This is a genomic window from Aeromicrobium sp. Leaf245, from assembly GCF_942548115.1.
Lineage (GTDB): Bacteria > Actinomycetota > Actinomycetes > Propionibacteriales > Nocardioidaceae > Aeromicrobium.
Genome location: NZ_OW824151.1, coordinates 85,428 through 102,387, shown reverse-complemented (window position 1 = coordinate 102,387; position 16,960 = coordinate 85,428). Strand labels below are relative to the sequence as shown.

At 71.9% G+C, this 16,960-nt stretch carries 17 protein-coding genes; 9 read left to right on the top strand and 8 right to left on the bottom strand.

Features of this window, described 5'->3' with window-relative positions:
* The first annotated feature begins 69 nt into the window (after positions 1 to 69).
* From NBW76_RS00480 to NBW76_RS00465, 4 genes are all read left to right on the top strand, one after another.
* Positions 70 to 1,419, top strand: coding sequence for a family 16 glycosylhydrolase (locus NBW76_RS00480; RefSeq protein ID WP_250246807.1), 1,350 nt, complete (start codon positions 70 to 72; stop codon positions 1,417 to 1,419).
* Positions 1,420 to 1,447: 28 nt separating this feature from the next.
* Complete coding sequence (gene aroQ, locus NBW76_RS00475) at positions 1,448 to 1,903, top strand: type II 3-dehydroquinate dehydratase (RefSeq protein WP_082480578.1); 456 nt, start codon at positions 1,448 to 1,450, stop codon at positions 1,901 to 1,903.
* Positions 1,900 to 2,277, top strand: a complete 378-nt coding sequence (locus NBW76_RS00470) for a hypothetical protein (RefSeq protein WP_056551921.1) — start codon at positions 1,900 to 1,902, stop codon at positions 2,275 to 2,277. Before aroQ ends, NBW76_RS00470 begins: the two co-directional genes overlap by 4 nt.
* 657 nt (positions 2,278 to 2,934) lie before the next feature.
* Positions 2,935 to 3,531 carry a hypothetical protein gene (locus NBW76_RS00465; protein WP_055961231.1) on the top strand — a complete coding sequence of 199 codons (597 nt, stop codon included), beginning with the start codon at positions 2,935 to 2,937 and terminating at the stop codon, positions 3,529 to 3,531.
* Here NBW76_RS00465 and NBW76_RS00460 read toward each other — a convergent pair.
* On the bottom strand, positions 3,473 to 4,336 hold the full coding sequence (locus tag NBW76_RS00460) for a S9 family peptidase (protein ID WP_055961228.1): 864 nt from the start codon (positions 4,334 to 4,336) through the stop codon (positions 3,473 to 3,475). The two genes, NBW76_RS00465 and NBW76_RS00460, sit on opposite strands and share 59 nt — an antisense overlap.
* Positions 4,337 to 4,430: 94 nt before the next feature.
* Here NBW76_RS00460 and NBW76_RS00455 point away from each other — a divergent pair, with 94 nt between their 5' ends.
* On the top strand, positions 4,431 to 5,921 hold the full coding sequence (locus NBW76_RS00455) for a potassium/proton antiporter (RefSeq protein ID WP_056551918.1): 1,491 nt from the start codon (positions 4,431 to 4,433) through the stop codon (positions 5,919 to 5,921).
* A gap of 43 nt (positions 5,922 to 5,964) precedes the next feature.
* On the opposite strand, the gene NBW76_RS00450 is transcribed toward NBW76_RS00455, so the two are convergent.
* Together NBW76_RS00450 and NBW76_RS00445 are read right to left on the bottom strand one after the other, a co-directional pair.
* On the bottom strand, positions 5,965 to 6,489 hold the full coding sequence (locus NBW76_RS00450) for a LytR C-terminal domain-containing protein (RefSeq protein ID WP_056551915.1): 525 nt from the start codon (positions 6,487 to 6,489) through the stop codon (positions 5,965 to 5,967).
* The gene (locus NBW76_RS00445; RefSeq protein ID WP_055961218.1) at positions 6,486 to 6,788 is read right to left on the bottom strand and encodes a type II toxin-antitoxin system VapB family antitoxin; all 303 of its coding nucleotides are present in this window, start codon (positions 6,786 to 6,788) and stop codon (positions 6,486 to 6,488) included. The genes NBW76_RS00450 and NBW76_RS00445 overlap by 4 nt, the downstream gene beginning before the upstream one ends.
* Positions 6,789 to 6,837: 49 nt before the next feature.
* Here NBW76_RS00445 and NBW76_RS00440 point away from each other — a divergent pair, with 49 nt between their 5' ends.
* The 3 genes from NBW76_RS00440 to NBW76_RS00430 all read left to right on the top strand — a co-directional run bounded on the left by NBW76_RS00440 (position 6,838) and on the right by NBW76_RS00430 (position 10,071).
* A complete protein-coding gene (locus NBW76_RS00440; protein ID WP_056551912.1) occupies positions 6,838 to 8,607 on the top strand; it encodes a helicase HerA-like domain-containing protein in 1,770 nt (589 codons plus the stop codon).
* Between the two features lie 125 nt (positions 8,608 to 8,732).
* Positions 8,733 to 9,503, top strand: coding sequence for a phosphatase PAP2 family protein (locus NBW76_RS00435; protein ID WP_156364620.1), 771 nt, complete (start codon positions 8,733 to 8,735; stop codon positions 9,501 to 9,503).
* Positions 9,504 to 9,513: 10 nt separating this feature from the next.
* A complete protein-coding gene (locus NBW76_RS00430; protein ID WP_055961209.1) occupies positions 9,514 to 10,071 on the top strand; it encodes an antibiotic biosynthesis monooxygenase in 558 nt (185 codons plus the stop codon).
* Positions 10,072 to 10,075: 4 nt separating this feature from the next.
* Here NBW76_RS00430 and NBW76_RS00425 read toward each other — a convergent pair whose 3' ends face one another.
* The 5 genes from NBW76_RS00425 to NBW76_RS00405 form a co-directional block, all read right to left on the bottom strand.
* Positions 10,076 to 10,540 (bottom strand): universal stress protein, encoded by a 465-nt coding sequence (locus NBW76_RS00425; RefSeq protein WP_055961205.1) that lies wholly within the window; start codon positions 10,538 to 10,540, stop codon positions 10,076 to 10,078.
* 31 nt (positions 10,541 to 10,571) lie between these two features.
* Positions 10,572 to 11,960 carry an APC family permease gene (locus NBW76_RS00420; RefSeq protein ID WP_082480862.1) on the bottom strand — a complete coding sequence of 463 codons (1,389 nt, stop codon included), beginning with the start codon at positions 11,958 to 11,960 and terminating at the stop codon, positions 10,572 to 10,574.
* A gap of 76 nt (positions 11,961 to 12,036) precedes the next feature.
* Positions 12,037 to 12,222 carry a CstA-like transporter-associated (seleno)protein gene (locus tag NBW76_RS00415; protein WP_055961200.1) on the bottom strand — a complete coding sequence of 62 codons (186 nt, stop codon included), beginning with the start codon at positions 12,220 to 12,222 and terminating at the stop codon, positions 12,037 to 12,039.
* On the bottom strand, positions 12,219 to 14,411 hold the full coding sequence (locus NBW76_RS00410) for a carbon starvation CstA family protein (RefSeq protein WP_056552116.1): 2,193 nt from the start codon (positions 14,409 to 14,411) through the stop codon (positions 12,219 to 12,221). The genes NBW76_RS00415 and NBW76_RS00410 overlap by 4 nt, the downstream gene beginning before the upstream one ends.
* Positions 14,412 to 14,584: 173 nt before the next feature.
* A complete protein-coding gene (locus NBW76_RS00405) occupies positions 14,585 to 16,249 on the bottom strand; it encodes an LPXTG cell wall anchor domain-containing protein (RefSeq protein ID WP_056551909.1) in 1,665 nt (554 codons plus the stop codon).
* Between the two features lie 140 nt (positions 16,250 to 16,389).
* On the opposite strand from NBW76_RS00405, the gene cobU reads away from it, so the two are divergent.
* Complete coding sequence (gene cobU, locus NBW76_RS00400) at positions 16,390 to 16,932, top strand: bifunctional adenosylcobinamide kinase/adenosylcobinamide-phosphate guanylyltransferase (RefSeq protein ID WP_055961195.1); 543 nt, start codon at positions 16,390 to 16,392, stop codon at positions 16,930 to 16,932.
* Positions 16,933 to 16,960: the final 28 nt, after the last annotated feature.

The following is a 16,960-nucleotide window of genomic DNA, read 5'->3' as shown; positions in this document are numbered from 1 at the left end:
GGAGGCCGCCATAGGGCACGAGTGACGCGCAGAGCGTTGGGCGTTGTTCCGCAACAGAGGGAGAACACCATGCAGACCGCCGTCAGGCGGCGCTGCGCGGGCGGGGCGACACGTGTCGTCCTGCTCGTCGTCGGCGCCTTGTTGATGTCCACGCTCGTGGCGCCGAGTGCCGACGCCGCCCGTCGGTACACGGTGACGGCGAAGAAGAGCGCCACCGCCACCTCGACCGTGACCCGGTCGGCCGTCCACGACGGGTACCGGGGCACGGCGACGATCCGACGGACCGCCCGCGCGGTCGCAGCCGCCAAGGCGACCAGCACGAGCAAGAAGAAGGCCACGTCCTTGGCCCGGTCGCGGGCTCTCTCGCGGGCACGGGCCACGGCCAGGAAGCGGGCCACCGCCAGCGCCAGTGCAGCGGCCACCTCGCTCGCGCGGTCGCGCGCCGTGGCCGCTGCGAAGGCCAAGCCCGCGCCGAAGCCTTCTGCCTCGCCGACCCCCACTCCGACGCCGACCCCCACGCCGACCCCGACCCCGACGCCGACCCCGACCCCGACGCCGACCCCGACCCCGACGCCGACCCCGACCCCGACGCCGACCCCGACGCCGACGCCGACGCCTGTCCCGACCACCGGGTCCGACGCGTCCGCCGATGCCTGCGGCCCCACGCGGCTCAAGACCGACGGCTCGGCCTGGAGCTGCACCTTCAGCGACGACTTCGACGGCGACGCCCTCGACAGCAGCAAGTGGCTCGTCGCCACGAGCGAGGCCACCGGCCTCACCTACGGCGACTGCTGGGTCGACCGCCCGGAGAACCTGAGCGTCGCGGACGGCAGCCTGCGCCTGACCACGCGGATGGAGGACGAGCCGGTCACGTGCACCGCCGAGGGCAAGACCGTGACCACCCGCTACACGTCGGGCTCGGTCACCACCTGGGGCCGGTACACGCTCGACCGCGGACGCGTCGAGATCCGGGCCAAGATGCCCACCACCACGCAGCCCGGCGTGCAGAGCGCGCTCTGGCTCTTCCCGGAGACGATGAAGTACTGGGACGTCGCCGGCTCGGGCGAGATGGACATCGCCGAGTTCTACTCGCAGTACCCGGACCGGCTCATCCCGACCATGCACTACGCCACGACGTCGCCCGGCTTCACGAACTACTACTGCATGGTCCAGGACCCCACCCAGTGGCACACCTACTCGCTGGAGTGGGACCGCGACCGGATCCGGGTCGAGTACGACGGCGCGGTCTGCCTCGACCACAAGATCACGCTCGTGGGCCAGCTCCTCCAGGGCCAGCCCTTCGACCAGGACTACACGATCAACCTCACCCAGATGCTGGGCTCGGGAGCCAATGCGCCCACGTCGGACACGCAGCTCCCTGCGACGATGGAGGTCGACCACGTGCGGGTCTGGCAGTGAGGTGAGCAGGGCCCGATAGCGTGACCACGTGAACGACGTGTCTGCGCGCCGCCTGCTCCTGGTCAACGGTCCCAACCTCAACCTGCTCGGCACCCGCGAGCCCGAGGTCTACGGCAGCGCCACGCTCGCGGACGTCGTCGCGCTCGTGGAGCGCACGGCCGACGAGCTCGGGTACGCGGTGAGCGCGCTGCAGAGCAACCACGAGGGTGTGCTCATCGACGCCGTCCACGACGCGCGAGGCACCTGCGCCGGCATCGTCATCAACCCCGGTGGCCTGACGCACACGTCGGTGGCGCTGCGTGACGCGCTCACCGGAGTGGCGCTCCCGTTCGCCGAGGTGCACGTGTCCGACGTGCACGCCCGCGAGGAGTTCCGCCACTTCTCGTACCTGACCGACGTCGCCGCCCTGACCGTGGTGGGCGAAGGGGTCGACGGCTACGCCCGCGCCGTGCGCGAGCTCGTGGCGCAGCTGGAGTCCCGGTGAGCGGCCCGCGCAACGTCCCGCACAAGAAGCAGCTGGCGGTCTCGCGGCGGGTGCGGGTGCCCGGCCCCGACGCGGACTGGTCGGCGCTGCACGGGTTCGCCCAGACCTTCGACGCGGCGTTCTTCCTGTCCTCCTCGACCGCGACGATCGTGCAGACCGCGTACCGGCCCGCCTTCGACGCGGTGGAGCGCGGCGAGGACCTCGACGGCTCCCTGGGCATCGCGCTGCTGCGTGCGGCGCTGTGGTTCCAGGCCCGATCCGACACCTTCTCCGGGGCCACGGACTTCTCCGGCCCCGAGGTCGAGCGCTTCTACCGGGCGGTCTGCGCGGAGCTGCACTCCCGCACCCACGGCTGGGTCGACGACCAGTCCTGACCGGCGACGCTCCCGCGCCGGGTCTGCGCTGCGCCCGAGGTCACCGCTCGCGGGTGCATCGGTGGATCGTCAACCGCAGAAGCCGTCCTGAGGTTGAGGATCCACCGATGGCGGGTGGGCGGCGTGCTCGGTCGGGCCGGGCGTCGTGGGTCGGGGCTGCGCAGCTGCGGTTCGTCGTCAGGTCGGTCTCCGAAAAGGCCTCGACCGGGCGGCACCTCGCGCAGCGGGCAGGGTTCGCGGGCTGCCGCCGCGCTGTCCCGCCCCGGGCGGTGACTTCTCCACCGAATGACGGCGATGCCGCGGGCCGCCGGTGACTTCTCCACCGTCTGAGCGCTGAGACGGTGGAGGACGCGCCGCTCGGGCGGGGATTCGGTGGAGAAGTCACCGCTCGGGGGAGTCATCGGTCGATCGTCAACCGCAGAAGCCGTCCTGAGGTTGAGGATCCACCGATGGACGGCGTGCTCGGCCGCACCAGGCGCCCCTGTTCCGTCGAGGCCTCTCGGGGACCGAGCCCGCACGGAGCGGAGGCAGCGCAGCCGCAGGTCCAGCCCTAGGGGAGCCAGCGCAGCTGCAGGTCGAGCCCGAGTGGAGGCGGCGCAGCCGCAGGTCCGGCCCGCTCGTCCGGCGGGAGGGGCCGATCCTGCCTACCGTGGGCGGATGAGCCGCTACCTGATGATCGTCGCCGTGGCCGTGCCGCCGTTGTTCACGGCGGTCCTGGGGCTGACCCACCCGGCCGTGCTCACCGTCGAGGACGCCGGGCACTGGCAGATGATGCACACCGTGCTGCTGCCGGTCTTCCCGCTGCTCGCCCTCGGACCATGGCTGGTGGCGCGCACCCACGATCGCGTGGTCGGGGTGGTCGTGGGCGTGCTCGCCTACGTCTACGCCTGCTTCTACACGAGCCTCGACGTGCTGGCCGGCATCGCCGGCGGTGCCATCAAGGACGCGGAGGCCGGCGGACTGGGCATCGTGTTCCCGGTGGCGGGTGACCTGGGGGCCATCGGGTCCTACGCCTACATCGGCGCCACCGCGCTGGCCGTCGGGGTGGCCAGCCGGGCCGGGGTCGTGCGGGCGCTGCCCGGTGCCGTCCTGGTGCTCGTCGGGTCGGTCATGTTCTGGCAGGAGCACGTCTACCGTCCGTGGGGCGTGCTCTCCATGGTGCTGCTCGCCGCGGGCTGGACGTGGCTCGTGGTCGCTACAGCCCCTCGAGCACGGTCAGCGTCGACGCCCACGCCTCGCTCTGCGGGTCGATGACGACGAAGTGGTCGCCGTCGACCGGCGCGAGGTTCGCGTCGGCACCGGCGGCCCGCGCCGCGTCGACGTAGGTGCGCGACTGCGAGTACGGCACGTTCGTGTCGGCGCGACCGTGCACGCACCACACCGGCACGTCGAGAGGGACCTGCTGCAGGGGATCGGCGTCGGGGACGTCGGCGACCGGTGCACCGAGGAAGGCCTCGACCGCTCCGGCCCCCAGGTCCTCGCGGACCGCTCCCACGAGGTCGAGCACGCCCGCCTGCGAGACGGCCGCCGTCACCGGCACGCGCGCGTCGCGCCAGCGGTCGAGGCGCTGACGTCCCGCGGCCCACACCGCGAGGTGCCCGCCGGCCGAGTGCCCGAGGGTGACCACCCGGCTGAGGTCGAGGTCCTCGACGTCGGCCAGCGCGTCGATGCCGGCGCTCACGTCGTCGGGCGTCTGCGGCCAGCCACCGCCGGAACCCTTCCCGCTCCCGACCCGTCGGTACTCCAGGTTCCACGCCGTCCACCCCTGCGCCGCCAGCGACGCGGCGAGCGGACGTCCGAGGGACAGGTCGTACTCCGCCCGCCAGAAGCCGCCGTGGATCACGACGACGACGCCTCGTGACTCGCCGGTCGGCCGGGTCAGCTCCGCGAACTGCGCGGGGTCGGTGCCGTAGGTGATGCGCTCCACGGAGCCCATCGTCGCACCGCCGTCCCCACCGCTGGGGCCGCCTCCGGACGAGCAGGCCGCGAGCACGCCTCCGCCCAGCACCGTCGAGCCGACGACCGCGGAGCCGAGGGACAGGAACCGACGTCGACGCATCCGTCCATCCCACCGCACGCAGCTCGTCCCTGCAGGTCAACGGGCGGTCGGCGGCCGATAGGATCAGCACTCGGCGAGCGCGGGAGGCCCGGAGATGGACATCCACGACCTCGACGCGTTCCTGCTCGTCGGGTCGGCCGTCCTCATCGCCGCGATCCTCGCCGTGCGGCTCTCGGTCACCGCCGGCCTCCCCTCGCTCCTGGTGTACCTGGGCATCGGCCTGCTCATCGGCGAGGAAGGTCTCGGCGTGCAGTTCGACGACGCCGACCTGGCCCTGGCCATGGGCTTCGGCGCGCTCGTCCTGATCCTCGCCGAGGGCGGTCTCACCACCCGCTGGGAGCACGTGCGCCCGTCGATCGGCCTGGGCCTGCTGCTGGCCACGCTCGGCTCCGTGGTCAGCGTGCTGGTGGTCGCCCTGGCGGCCCACTACGTGCTCGACCTGCGCTGGGAGATCGCGGTGCTCCTCGCCGCCGTCCTCACCCCCACCGACGCGGCCGCGGTCTTCTCGGTGCTGCGAGCCGTGCCGCTCACCCCGCGCGTCAAGGGGGTGCTGGAGGCGGAGTCCGGCCTCAACGACGCTCCCATCGTCGTGCTCGTCACCGCGATCAGTGCAGGCCAGATCGCCGACGGGGGCATCGCGTCGTTCGCGGGACTGATCGCGTTCGAGATCGTCGTCGGCGGCATCGTCGGCCTGGTCGTCGGCTTCGGCGCGGGCCGGCTGCTGCGCAGCATGGCGCTGCCCGCCTCGGGCCTCTACCCGCTCATCGTGCTCGCGTTCACCGTCCTGGCGTACGGGCTCGCGGTGCTGGGCCACGCCAGCGGCTTCGCGGCGGTCTACCTGTGTGCCCTCGTGCTCGGCAACACCGAGCTGCCGCACCGCGTGGCGACCCGCTCCTTCGTGGAGGGCGTCGGCTGGCTCGCCCAGATCGGGCTGTTCGTCATGCTCGGCCTGCTCGCTAGCCCCTCGGAGTTCACCCTGTGGCACATCTGGACCGGTCTGGTCGTCGGCGCCGTGCTCACCTTCGTGGCCCGGCCGCTCTCGGTCGCCAGCTGTGCGGTCTGGTTCCGCGTGGGCTGGCGCGAGCAGCTGTTCGTGGGGTGGGCCGGCCTGCGTGGCGCGGTGCCGATCATCCTGGCCACCATCCCGCTCGCCGCCGACGTGCCCGGCTCGCGCGACCTGTTCGACATCGTGTTCGTGGCCGTCGTGGTCTACACGCTCGTCCAGGCCGCACCCCTGTCGCGGCTGGCCCGCTGGTGCGGGGTGCTCCACGACGAGGTGCGCGACGTCGAGGTGGAGGCGGCACCGCTCGAACGGATCTCGGCCGACCTGCTGCAGGTGCACGTCCCGAGGAAGTCGCGGCTCGCCGGCGTCGAGGTGGGCGAGCTGCGGCTGCCGCAGGGCGCGTCGGTCTCGCTCGTCGTCCGCGACGGTGAGCCGTTCGTGCCGCACCGCACCACCCGCCTGGTCCGGGGCGACGACCTGCTGGTCGTTGCCACGCGTGACGTGCGCGAGGCCACGGAGCAGCGGCTGCTCGCCGTCGGGCGCCACGGTCGGCTCGCGGGCTGGGACCGCGAGGAACCCTGACCGGGTCGGGCGGCGGGTACGACGGCTGGGTCAGACGGCTGGGTCAGACAGCTGGGACGGTGGGCAGGCAGACCGTGAAGCGGCGGTCGTTCTTCGTCGTGCGCACGTCCTTGCCGAGCTTCTTGAAGTCGTCGCCGACGATCACCGTCACGGAGTCGCCGTCGACCTCGATGTCGGGCTCGGCGTACTGGACCTTGGAGCCGAACTGCGCGGCCACCAGCCGGACCCGCGGGTCGTCGCGGTCGTTGGTGAGCACCACGGCGACGTCGGCGTCGACCTTGCTCGTGGAGTTGCCGATCTGGCCGGCCAGGAACCCGCGACGCTGGAGGTTGATGCTGACCCGGTTGGCCAGGCCCGCGCGGGAGCTGGCGTTGTAGACGTCGACGGTGATCAGGTTGCTCGTGACCTCGTCCTCGGCCGCGACCACGCGCGTCTCGCACGTGGGCCCGGCGTCGATCGTCTCGGCCGACGCGGTCAGCAGGCGGAAGCCCACGAAGAGCCCGGCGACGAGCACCACGACGCTGCCGAGCAGCACGAGCGGTCCGGCGGCACCGCTGCGGGCGTTCATCGGGACCCGCTCAGGGTGTAGACGCGGGCGTGGAGCATGGCGCGCTGCTGGAGCGCTGCGCGGACCGCACGGTGCAGGCCGTCCTCGAGGAACAGCTCGCCCTTCCAGGCCACGACGTGCGCGAACAGGTCGCCGAAGTAGGTGGAGTCCTCGTCGAGCAGGTTCTCGAGGTCGAGCTGCGTCTTGGTGGTGGTGAGGTCGGCGAGCCGGACCTGGCTGGGCGAGACGTCGGCCCACTCACGCTGCGACAGGCCGTGGTCGGGGTACGGCCGCCCGTCGTTCACCCTCCGGAAGATCACCCCGTCAGTGTAGACAGGTGTGCCGTCGCCGAGCGGTAGCCTGACCGGCATGAGCAGCCCGGACGAGGTCGGAGCCCCGAAGTCGGCGCAGCAGGCCGCCGAGGAGGCCGCGCAGGCCGCTGCCGCCGCCGAGACCGCAGCCGCGGAGGCCAGGCGCCGCGCCGACGAGCTCGCTCGCGCCGCCGCGGAGCAGGAGCAGCAGCGGGCCCAGACCGAGCCGACCCAGACCGCGCCGGCCGTCGCCGGCGACCTGAGCGAGCACGCGGAGCTCGTGCGCAGCGGCTACGCCTTCGAGGGCTCGGTGCTGGAGATCGGCGCCCTCGTGGAGGCCGACGTCGCCGTGCCGGGAGCCCAGGTCCGGATCCCGCTCGGCATGCTCAACCGGCACGGCCTGGTCGCCGGAGCCACCGGCACCGGCAAGACCAAGACCCTCCAGGTGCTCGCCGAGCAGGTGGCCGCCCAGGGCGTGCCGGTGTTCGCCGCCGACATCAAGGGCGACCTCTCGGGCATCGCCGTCCCGGGCACGCCGAACGAGAAGCTGGCCGCACGGTGCGAGAGCATCGGTCAGACCTGGCAGCCGACCGCCTCGGCCACCGAGTTCTTCACCCTCGGCGGCCTCGGCACGGGGGTCCCGATCCGCGCGAGCATCGACTCGTTCGGGCCGCTGCTGCTGTCGAAGGTGCTGGGCCTGAACGCCACCCAGGAGTCGTCGCTGGCGCTCGTCTTCCACTACGCCAGGAACAAGGGGCACGCCCTGGTCGATCTCGGCGACCTCCGGTCGGTGCTCACCTGGCTCACCGGCGACGGCAAGCCGGAGCTCAAGGAGCTGGGAGGGCTCTCGGCCTCCACCGCCGGGGTGATCCTCCGCGAGCTCATCGCCTTCTCCGACCAGGGCGCCGACGTGTTCTTCGGTCGACCCGAGATCGACGTGTCCGACTTCCTGCGCACCGCGCCCGACGGCAGGGGGATCGTCTCGCTGCTCGAGGTCCCGTCGGTCCAGGACAAGCCGGCCCTGTTCTCGACCTTCCTGCTGTACCTGCTGAGCACGCTGTTCGAGACCCTGCCCGAGGTCGGCGACGCCGACAAGCCGCGCCTGGTGTTCTTCTTCGACGAGGCCCACCTGCTGTTCAAGGACGCCTCGAAGGACTTCCTCGACCAGGTCACGCAGACCGTGCGGCTGATCCGGTCCAAGGGCGTCGGCGTGGTGTTCGTGACCCAGACCCCGAAGGACGTCCCGTCCGACGTGCTCGCCCAGCTCGGATCGCGCATCCAGCACCAGCTGCGGGCGCACACCCCCGACGACGCCAAGGCCCTGCGCTCCACCGTGTCGACCTACCCGACGTCGACGTACGACCTGGAGGAGGTGCTCACCCAGCTCGCCATCGGCGAGGCCATCGTCACGGTCATGAACGAGAAGGGGGCACCCACGCCGGTCGCGTGGACCCGGGTGCGGGCACCGCAGGGCTCGATGGATCCGGCGCCGGCCGCTCACGTCGCCGCCGCGGTGCAGGCCTCCTCGCTCATGGCCCGCTACCGCACGCCCGTCGACCCACCGTCCGCGTCGGAGTCCATCGACGCCGCCCGCGCCGCCGCAGGAGCCCAGGCCGATGCCGACGCCCGGGCCGAGCAGGCGTCGAAGGAGGCCGAGCGGGTCGCGCGCGAGGCCGACCGGATCGCACGGGAGTCGGGAGGTCGTGCACCGCGGTCCCGGCGCACGACCCGCTCGAGGCGGTCCGAGCCCGGTCAGTCCGCCCTCGACGAGGCGTCCCGCGTGATCGCCCGCGAGATCGGCAAGCGGATCTTCGGTCGTCGGCGCTGACCTCCCTGCGCCGTTGCTGCGGCCTCGACCCCGACGGACCCTGAGGCGTCCCGGGGTCGGTGTCGGTGGTGGATCGGGGGTCGTCCCCGAGGTGCGATCGTGGACGGTCGCGCCATGCTGGAGCGGTGAACAGGACGCGACTCGCCCGTGGATCGCGGGTGACGCCACGCTTCGTGGTGCTCGAGGTGTCCCTGCTGGCCGTGCTCTACGTCGGCTACAGCGCGTCGCGGCTGCTGGCGTCGGACGACCGGGCCGAGGCGCTCGACCGGGCGCGCGCCCTGCTGGGGCTCGAGCAGACGTGGCACCTCGACCTCGAGCGGGAGCTCAACACCTGGCTCGCGCAGCACGACCTCCTCGCCGTCGCCTCGAGCTACTGGTACGCCACGGCGCACTACGTGGTCACCGCGGCCGTGCTCGTGTGGTTGTTCGTGCGTCGCCCGGGGCTCTATCCGCGCGCCCGGACGGCCCTGGTCGTGGCCTCGCTGGCCGGCCTGGCGTGCTACCTCACCATGCCGATGGCGCCGCCGCGGTTCGTCGAGGGCTACTCCGACGTGCTCGCGCTGCACTCCCAGGCCGGGTGGTGGGGCGGCGACGCATCGGCGCCCAAGGGCCTGGGCGACATCACCAACCAGCTCGCCGCGTTCCCGTCGCTGCACGCGGGCTGGGCGCTGTGGGTGGCGATCGTGGTCGCGAACGCCGGGGTGCACCGCGCCTGGCGGGCCGTCGGCGTGGTCTACGCCCTCGTCACGGCGTTCGTGGTGGTCGCCACCGGCAACCACTGGGTGCTCGACGTCGTGGCGGGCTGGGCGGTCGTCGCCGTGGCCTGGGTCGTCGTGGAGATCGTGGTGCTTCGGCGCGGGGCGGTCGGCGAACGCGTGGAGTCAGCGACTTCCTAGGCTGGGGTGCATGAGCGTCCCCGTCACCGTGTCCGTCACGCGCCACGTCGACCCGGCGCACGAGGACCAGATGCTCGCCTGGCTGCGCGCCGGCTCGGAGCTGGCCGAGCGCTTCGACGGGTTCCTGGGCTCGGGCTGGGTGCGGCCGGCGCCCACGTCGAGCGAGTGGCACATGCTGTTCCGCTTCGCCAGCGCCGACGACCTGGAGGTGTGGATGTCGTCGAGCCAGCGTCGCTGGTGGCTCGACAGCGCCCAGGGCATCGTCGACGAGTCGCGCCTGGAGAAGCGCACCGGCATCGAGGGCTGGTTCGACGAGCCGTCGGGGGTCGACGTGGAGGACCTGCGTCCGCCCGTCTCGGCACCGCCGCGCTGGAAGCAGATGGTCTCCATCTTCCTGGTCTTCTTCCCGCTGAGCCTGGCGGCCAACGCGCTGGGCGCGCACTTCGTGCCGGACCTGTGGCTGCCGTGGCGCGTGCTGCTCACCGTGTGCGTCATGACGCCGCTCATGACCTACGTGCTGCTGCCGTGGATCACCCGGCTGCTGGCGCCCTGGCTGCACCGGACCTGAGGCGCTACGCCTTCTTCTTGGTGCGTCGGGCGGGCTTGGGTCCGGGACGGTGCACGAGCACCGGGCAGGTGGCCTGGTTGAGCACCTTGTGCGACACCGAGCCCATGAGCACGGCCTGGGTGCGGGTGCTCTGGCTGGCCAGCACGATCAGGCCGGAGTCGAAGCGCTTGGCGGCCTTGATGATCTCGTTGGCCGGGGAGCCGCTGTAGACGTGGGTGGTGACCGTCGGGCCCCAGCCGTCGAGCGCCTCGGCGACCTTGAGAGTGGCCTGCTCGGCCTCGCGGCGGAACGACATCTCCACGCCGCCGCCGTCCTTGCTGCCCTCGGTGGCGAACGGGACGGCCGCGAGCGGGCTCACGACCGCGACCACGCTGACCTTCGTGACGGCCTCGTGGTCGACGAGGTTGCGCAGGTACTTGGCGGACTCGAGGGACTGCTTCGAGCCGTCGGTGGCGACGAGCACGTGCATGGCTACTCCTGAGTGGGTCGGTGCGGGGAGACTATCCGGCGAGGTCGCTGGGGTCGAGGGGCTCGGGATCGACAGAACGTGGATCGGCCTTCATGGCGAAGGCGTTGACGAAGTACATGGCCACGCCGATCGCGAGGATGGCGGCGCACCACACGATCGACCCGGGGTCGTCGATCATCGTGTGGATCAGGATGCCGAGGTTGGCGACGACGCCGGCGTACAGGATCAGGGTCGGCGCGGAGTAGTGGTCGTGGTCGACGGCGGTGCCGCGGAGCTTGAGCGCCGCGAGGCACACCATGCCGTAGACGACGATGAGGAACAGCACCGTCACCGTGGCCAGGCGGTCGACGTCGGCGATGGCCAGCAGCAGGCAGACCAGCGCGGCGGTGAAGATGATCGAGACCCACGGGGTGCGCCGCGTGGCGTGCGTGCGGGCGAAGACGCGCGGCACGATGCCCTGGCGGGCCATGCCGTACATGATGCGGGACTGCGCTACCAGCGAGACGAGCGTCGTGTTGGTGACCGCCACCAGGGCGATGGCCGAGAACACCATCTCGGGCACGGGGATCGGCCCGGCCTGCACGACGGTGAGAAGGCTGCCGTCCTCGCCTCCGTTGGCGGCCAGCTCGTCGATCGGCGCCACCATCGAGGCGATGAACGCGATGACCATGTAGAGGACGCCGGCGAGCGTCATGCCGCCGAGGAGCGCCTTGGGGAACGTCCGGCTCGGGTCCTGAGTCTCCTCGGCGATGTTGGCGGCGTTCTCGAAGCCGGTCATCGCGAAGAAGGCCAGGGCCACGCCGCTGAGCACCACGATCGCGGGGTTGCCGTCGTTGAGCTGGAACGGCTGCTCGAGGTTCGCGTCGCCCTCGGCCACCACGACGGCACCGACGGCCAGGATGATGAGCAGGCCGGCGGTCTCGATGATCGTCATGATCATGTTGGTCCACACGGACTCGGTGATGCCGCGGAAGTTCAGCAGCGACAGCGCGACGATGAACAGGATGGCCACGAGCGTGACCGGCACGCCCTCGACGAACGACGTGAAGTAGGTCCCGCCGAACACCCGCGCGAGGGTGCCCGCCGCGGCGATCGTGGCCGCGAGCAGCGAGAACGTGACCATGAAGGTGAGGAACCGGTTGCCGAACGCCTTGTGCGTGTAGAGAGCGGCGCCGGCGGCCTGCGGGTACTTGGTGATCAGCTCCGCGTAGGCGAACCCCGTCAGCAGGGCGACGGTGACGCCGACGACGAACGAGAGCCAGAACGCACCACCGACGGTGAACGCCATGACGCCGATGAGCGCGTAGATCCCGGAGCCGAGCACGTCGCCCAGCACGTAGAAGAACAGCAGGCGGCCGGAGATGGAGCGCTTGAGCTCCTCCTGCTGGCCCCCCGGCGTGGTGTCGGTCCGCTCGGACATGACGCCCCTCCCGCATCGCGTGTTCCGATGATCGTGGCCCCACCCGTGCGGGTCCGCAACCCCAGCCGCGGCCGAATCAGCAGCAGCGCGCCATGGGGGCGTGCTCCACCTGGTCGGCACGGTGCCGCTCGAACGCCCGCCGGGTGGTGGGCTCGACCCCGTCGCGCTCGCACGCGTCGAGGTAGTCGTCCCACGCCGCCTCGCCGGTGAACTCGCGGACGAGGCGGCGCAGGCCCGCGAGCCGCTCGCCCAGGCGGCTCATCGTCGGCCTCCCACGCGGGAGGGGTCGCGCTCCTTCTCCCAGGCGGCCACGGCCTCCTTCTCCTCGCGGGTGGCGATGAAGTCGGCCGGTGCGACGATCTGCGACGGGGTGTGCGGCACCTCCGTCGTGGGCAGCGACCCGGCCTTGATCGCCCGCACCCAGATGACCACCGCGTTGGCCACGATCACGATCACCAGCAGGGCGAAGGTGGCCTGGATGACGCCGTTGGTCGTGGAGTTGCGGATGATCTGGTCCATCTGGCTCGCGTCGGCGGCCGGGGCCAGCACCTCGCCGGAGTCGCGTGCGGTGCGGTAGCGGTCGGCCTGGGCGAAGTAGCCGATGGCGGGGTTGTCGCTGAACACCTTCTGCCAGCTGGCCGTCATCGTCACGATCAGGTCCCACGCGAGCGGGATGCCCGGGACCCAGGCGTACTTCACCTTGCCGTGCTTGATGAACAGCGTGACGCACAGCGTGAGCGCGATCGCGGCGAGCAGCTGGTTGGCGATGCCGAACAGCGGGAACAGCTGGTTGATGCCGCCGAGGGGGTCGCTGATGCCGATCCAGAGGAAGTAGCCCCAGGCGCCCACCGTGACCGCGCTGGCCGCCCAGGCGGCGGGACGCCAGGAGACGTCGCCGAAGCGGGTCCACACGTTGCCGATCGTGTCCTGCAGCATGAACCGACCCACGCGGGTGCCGGCGTCGACCGCGGTGAGGATGAACAGCGCCTCGAACATGATCGCGAAGTGGTACCAGAACGCCCGGAGCCCGCCGCCGAACGCGTCGGAGAAGATCTGCGAGAGACCGAAGGCGAGGGTCGGGGCGCCGCCGGTGCGCGAGATGATGGTCGACTCCTCGATCGAGGCCGCGGCCGCGGTGAGGTCGCCCGGGGAGAGCGTGAAGCCGAGCTGGCTGACGAACGCCGCGGCCCCCTCGGGCGTGCCGCCGGTCGCGCCGGCGGGGGCGTTCATGGCGTAGTAGAAGCCCTGGTCGATGACGACCGCGGCGATGAGCGCGCTGATGGCGACGAACGACTCCATCAGCATGCCGCCGTAGCCGATCATCCGGACGTGGCTCTCCTTCTGGATCATCTTCGGCGTCGTGCCGGAGGCGATCAGCGCGTGGAAGCCTGACAGTGCGCCGCAGGCGATCGTGATGAACACGAACGGGAACACCTTGCCCGCGAACACCGGGCCGTCGCCGTCGGTGGCGAAGCTCGTGACCGCGTCGGCCTGCAGGGTGGGCGCGGCGATGACGAGGCCGACGGCCAGCAGGACGATGACGCCGATCTTCATGAACGTCGACAGGTAGTCGCGGGGCGTCAGGAGCATCCACACCGGCAGGATCGAGGCGACGAAGCCGTACACGACCAGCGCGACGACGAGGCTCTCCTTGCTCAGGGTCAGCGTGTCCGCCAGGCCGGTCTGGTCGATCCAGCCGCCGCCGATGATCGCGAGCAGGAGCAGGACGACACCGATGACCGTGACCTCGAGGACGCGCCCGGGCCGGATGTAGCGCAGGTAGAAGCCCATGAACAGGGCGATCGGGATGGTCAGGCCGATGGAGAACACGCCCCACGGCGACTCGGCGAGCGCGTTGACCACCACCAGGGCGAGGACCGCGAGGATGATGATCATGATCGCGAAGACGGCGATGAGCGCGGCCGTTCCGCCGATCACGCCGATCTCCTCGCGCACCATCTGGCCGAGGCTCTTGCCGTCGCGGCGCATCGAGAGGAACAGGACGACCATGTCCTGGACGGCGCCGGCCAGGATCACGCCGACGATGATCCAGATCGTGCCGGGCAGGTAGCCCATCTGCGCGGCGAGCACGGGCCCGACGAGCGGCCCGGCGCCGGCGATGGCCGCGAAGTGGTGGCCGAACAGCACGCGTCGGTCGGTGACCTCGTAGTCGACGCCGTTGTCGAGGCGCTCCGCCGGCGTGGCGCGGGTGTCGTCGACCTCGAGCACCTTCCTCGCGATGAAGCGGGAGTAGAAGCGGTAGGCGATGGCGTACGACGACAGGGCGGCGAACAGGATCCACAGGGCCGACACGTCCTCGCCGCGCGAGAGCGCGAGGACGGCCCAGCAGACCGCTCCCACGAGGGCGACGGCCGACCAGACGACGATCGTGCGGACCCGGCTGCCGCCGGTGTCGGCGGGGCTCGGTGCGGACGGAGCTCGGGTGCTCATGGGTTCCCCCTCAGGACGCGTGACGGCGCGCAGGACCACCGCGCCGACCCATCCGACCACGGGTGACGCCGCTCACGCCAGTTGCGTACGTTGCGTCGCGCCGAGCGGCACCGTCCCCGCGGCGAGCGGCCCCCATCGGTGGATCCGCAACAGCTGGCGTCGGGGGCGCAGGGTCAGGCGCTGCGGCGTCGACGCGCGACGAAGGTGGCACCGCCGGCGAGGAGCAGGCCGCCGCCGAGGGCGAGGAGTGCCGGCTGCACGGGCGCGCCGGTGTCCGGCAGGGCCGAGCCGGACCCACCCGGGCCGGACCCGTCCGAGCCCGCGGCGACGACGTCGAAGGGCTGCCAGGCCGTCACGATGCCGGTGGACGGGTCGATCGCTCCGACGTGATGCCGACCCGAGAAGCCGGTGGGCACGTCGACGCTGACGGCGCCGGACGGCAGCGGGCCGGTGAAGACGACCTCGATCGTCGAGGCGCGGACGATCACGCGGAGCTGGTCCTGCTGGGCTTGCTGCATCTCCGTGATGAAGCCGATGATCTGCCGCATCATCTCCTCCAGCGCCTGCTGCTGCTCCTTGGTCGCGTCCCCCAGCTGCTGCTCGTAGGCGGCCTTGGCCTCCTCGAGCTGCGCGTCACGTTCATCCTCCACGGGCCGGGGATCGAAGCCGATCGAGCCGCCGGCGCGCGAGCCGATCGGCGCCCGGGTGGGCATCTTCGCGCCGACGACCTGCTCGGTGAGCTCGAGCTGCGCGTCGATGGACTTCTTGAGCTCGTCTGCCAGCCGGGGGCCGGGACTCGCCGCCAGTCTCGCGAGCTGCTCCTGCACGTCCTGCGCCGCCTGCTTGGCGTCCTGGGTGGCCTGCCCCACCTGCTCGAGGCGGCGCACCTGCGACTCGCTGAGGCCCGGCCCCGCGGGATCGGTGCCGCCGGATCCCCCGGGGTCGAGGGTGCGGGTGATGCTGCCTGCCGTGCCGGTGAGGGTGAGGGCACGGCTGCCCGCCAGGGCGCTGAACTCGACCCGACCCGAGCTGTCGGACTGCGCGCCGCGCCGGGTGCTGCCGTCGACCAGCGTCACGTCGGTGCCCGGCTCGAACCCGGTGCCCACCACGGCGCCACCACCCTCGCGCACGGTCAGGCCGAGCACGGTGGTGCGCACCTCGGTCGATCCCACGGCGCCGTTCTCGAGCTCGAGGATCGCGCGGTTCACGCCGGGCTGGGCGAGGAACTCGTCGCCGTCGTTGCGGACCGTGACGTCGACCCGTCCATCGCCACCGGCCGTCCCTCGGGCGACGTTGTCACCCAGGTAGCCGCTCGCGCCGATCGCGGCCGGCAGGCCCTGGGCCGAGAGGCGGACCCCGTCGGCGGCGAGCTTGTCGGCGGTGACCCAGGCCGGGGAGGCCGTCACGACGAAGGGGTCGGGCAGCACCTCGATGGTCTGCGCCGCCAGCTGCGCGTCGCCGTCGTGGAGGGTCAGGCGGTGGGTTCCGACGCTGATGGTCGGGAAGGTGACGTACTCGTCGAACTCGCCTCCCGTGACGCCGAACGTCTCGACCGCGGTGCCGTCGAGCCTCAGCTCCACGGACTCCGCCCGGACGTCGGAGGCCGACACCGGGACGCCGAGGTACCGGTAGCGGGTGAGGCCGTCCGGCGTGCGCGCGTCCAGGCTCGCCTGTGCGGGCAGGGGTGCCGTCGTGGTGGGGGACGAGCTCGCCGACGCGACGGCCGCCCTCGGGGCGGACCCGTCGTCGGGAGCGGTGGCGGCCGAGGTCACGGCCGGGACGGCGACCATCACGAGACCGGTCAGGACGACGAGGACGAGGGCACGCAGGAACGACACGGAGTCTCCAGGGACGAGGCAGACGCCGGCCGGGTGCTCGACCGGTCGCTCGAAGCCTAGGGAACCGAGGCTCCCGGCGTCCGCCGAACGCACGAAGAACTTCCAGGTTCGGCGGGACCGCGCGGGAGTAGGGTCGCGGCATGAAGGCTCTGGTCACAGGTGGGGTGCGGTCGGGCAAGTCGTTCCACGCGGAGTCGCTGGTGGTCGCGCACGAACGGGTCGTCTACGTGGCGCCCGGCCCGGCGGCCGACCCCGACGAGGACCCCGAGTGGGCGCAGCGGGTGGCTCGGCACCAGGAGCGACGGCCCTCGCACTGGACGACCGTCGAGACCACCGAGCTCGTCGGCGCGATCGAGGGCGGTGACGCCGACGCCGACACGGCGGTGCTCATCGACTGCCTCGGCACCTGGCTCACGAGCCAGATCGACGAGCTCGACGGCTGGGACGCCATCCGCGAGGAGTGGGAGCAGGTGCTGCTCGACCGCGTCGACGCCGCGGTCGAGGCCCTCGCCCGGACGCAGCGCACGGTGGTGCTCGTGACGAACGAGGTGGGGCTCGGCGTGGTGCCCGAGCACCGGTCCGGCCGGATCTTCCGCGACCTGCTCGGTGTCGTGAACCAGCGCTTCGCCGCCGAGTGCGACGAGGTGCTGCTCGTCGTGGCCGGCCGGGTCATCACCCTCTGACGCCGTCCGGCTCGCGGGGCGGGTGACC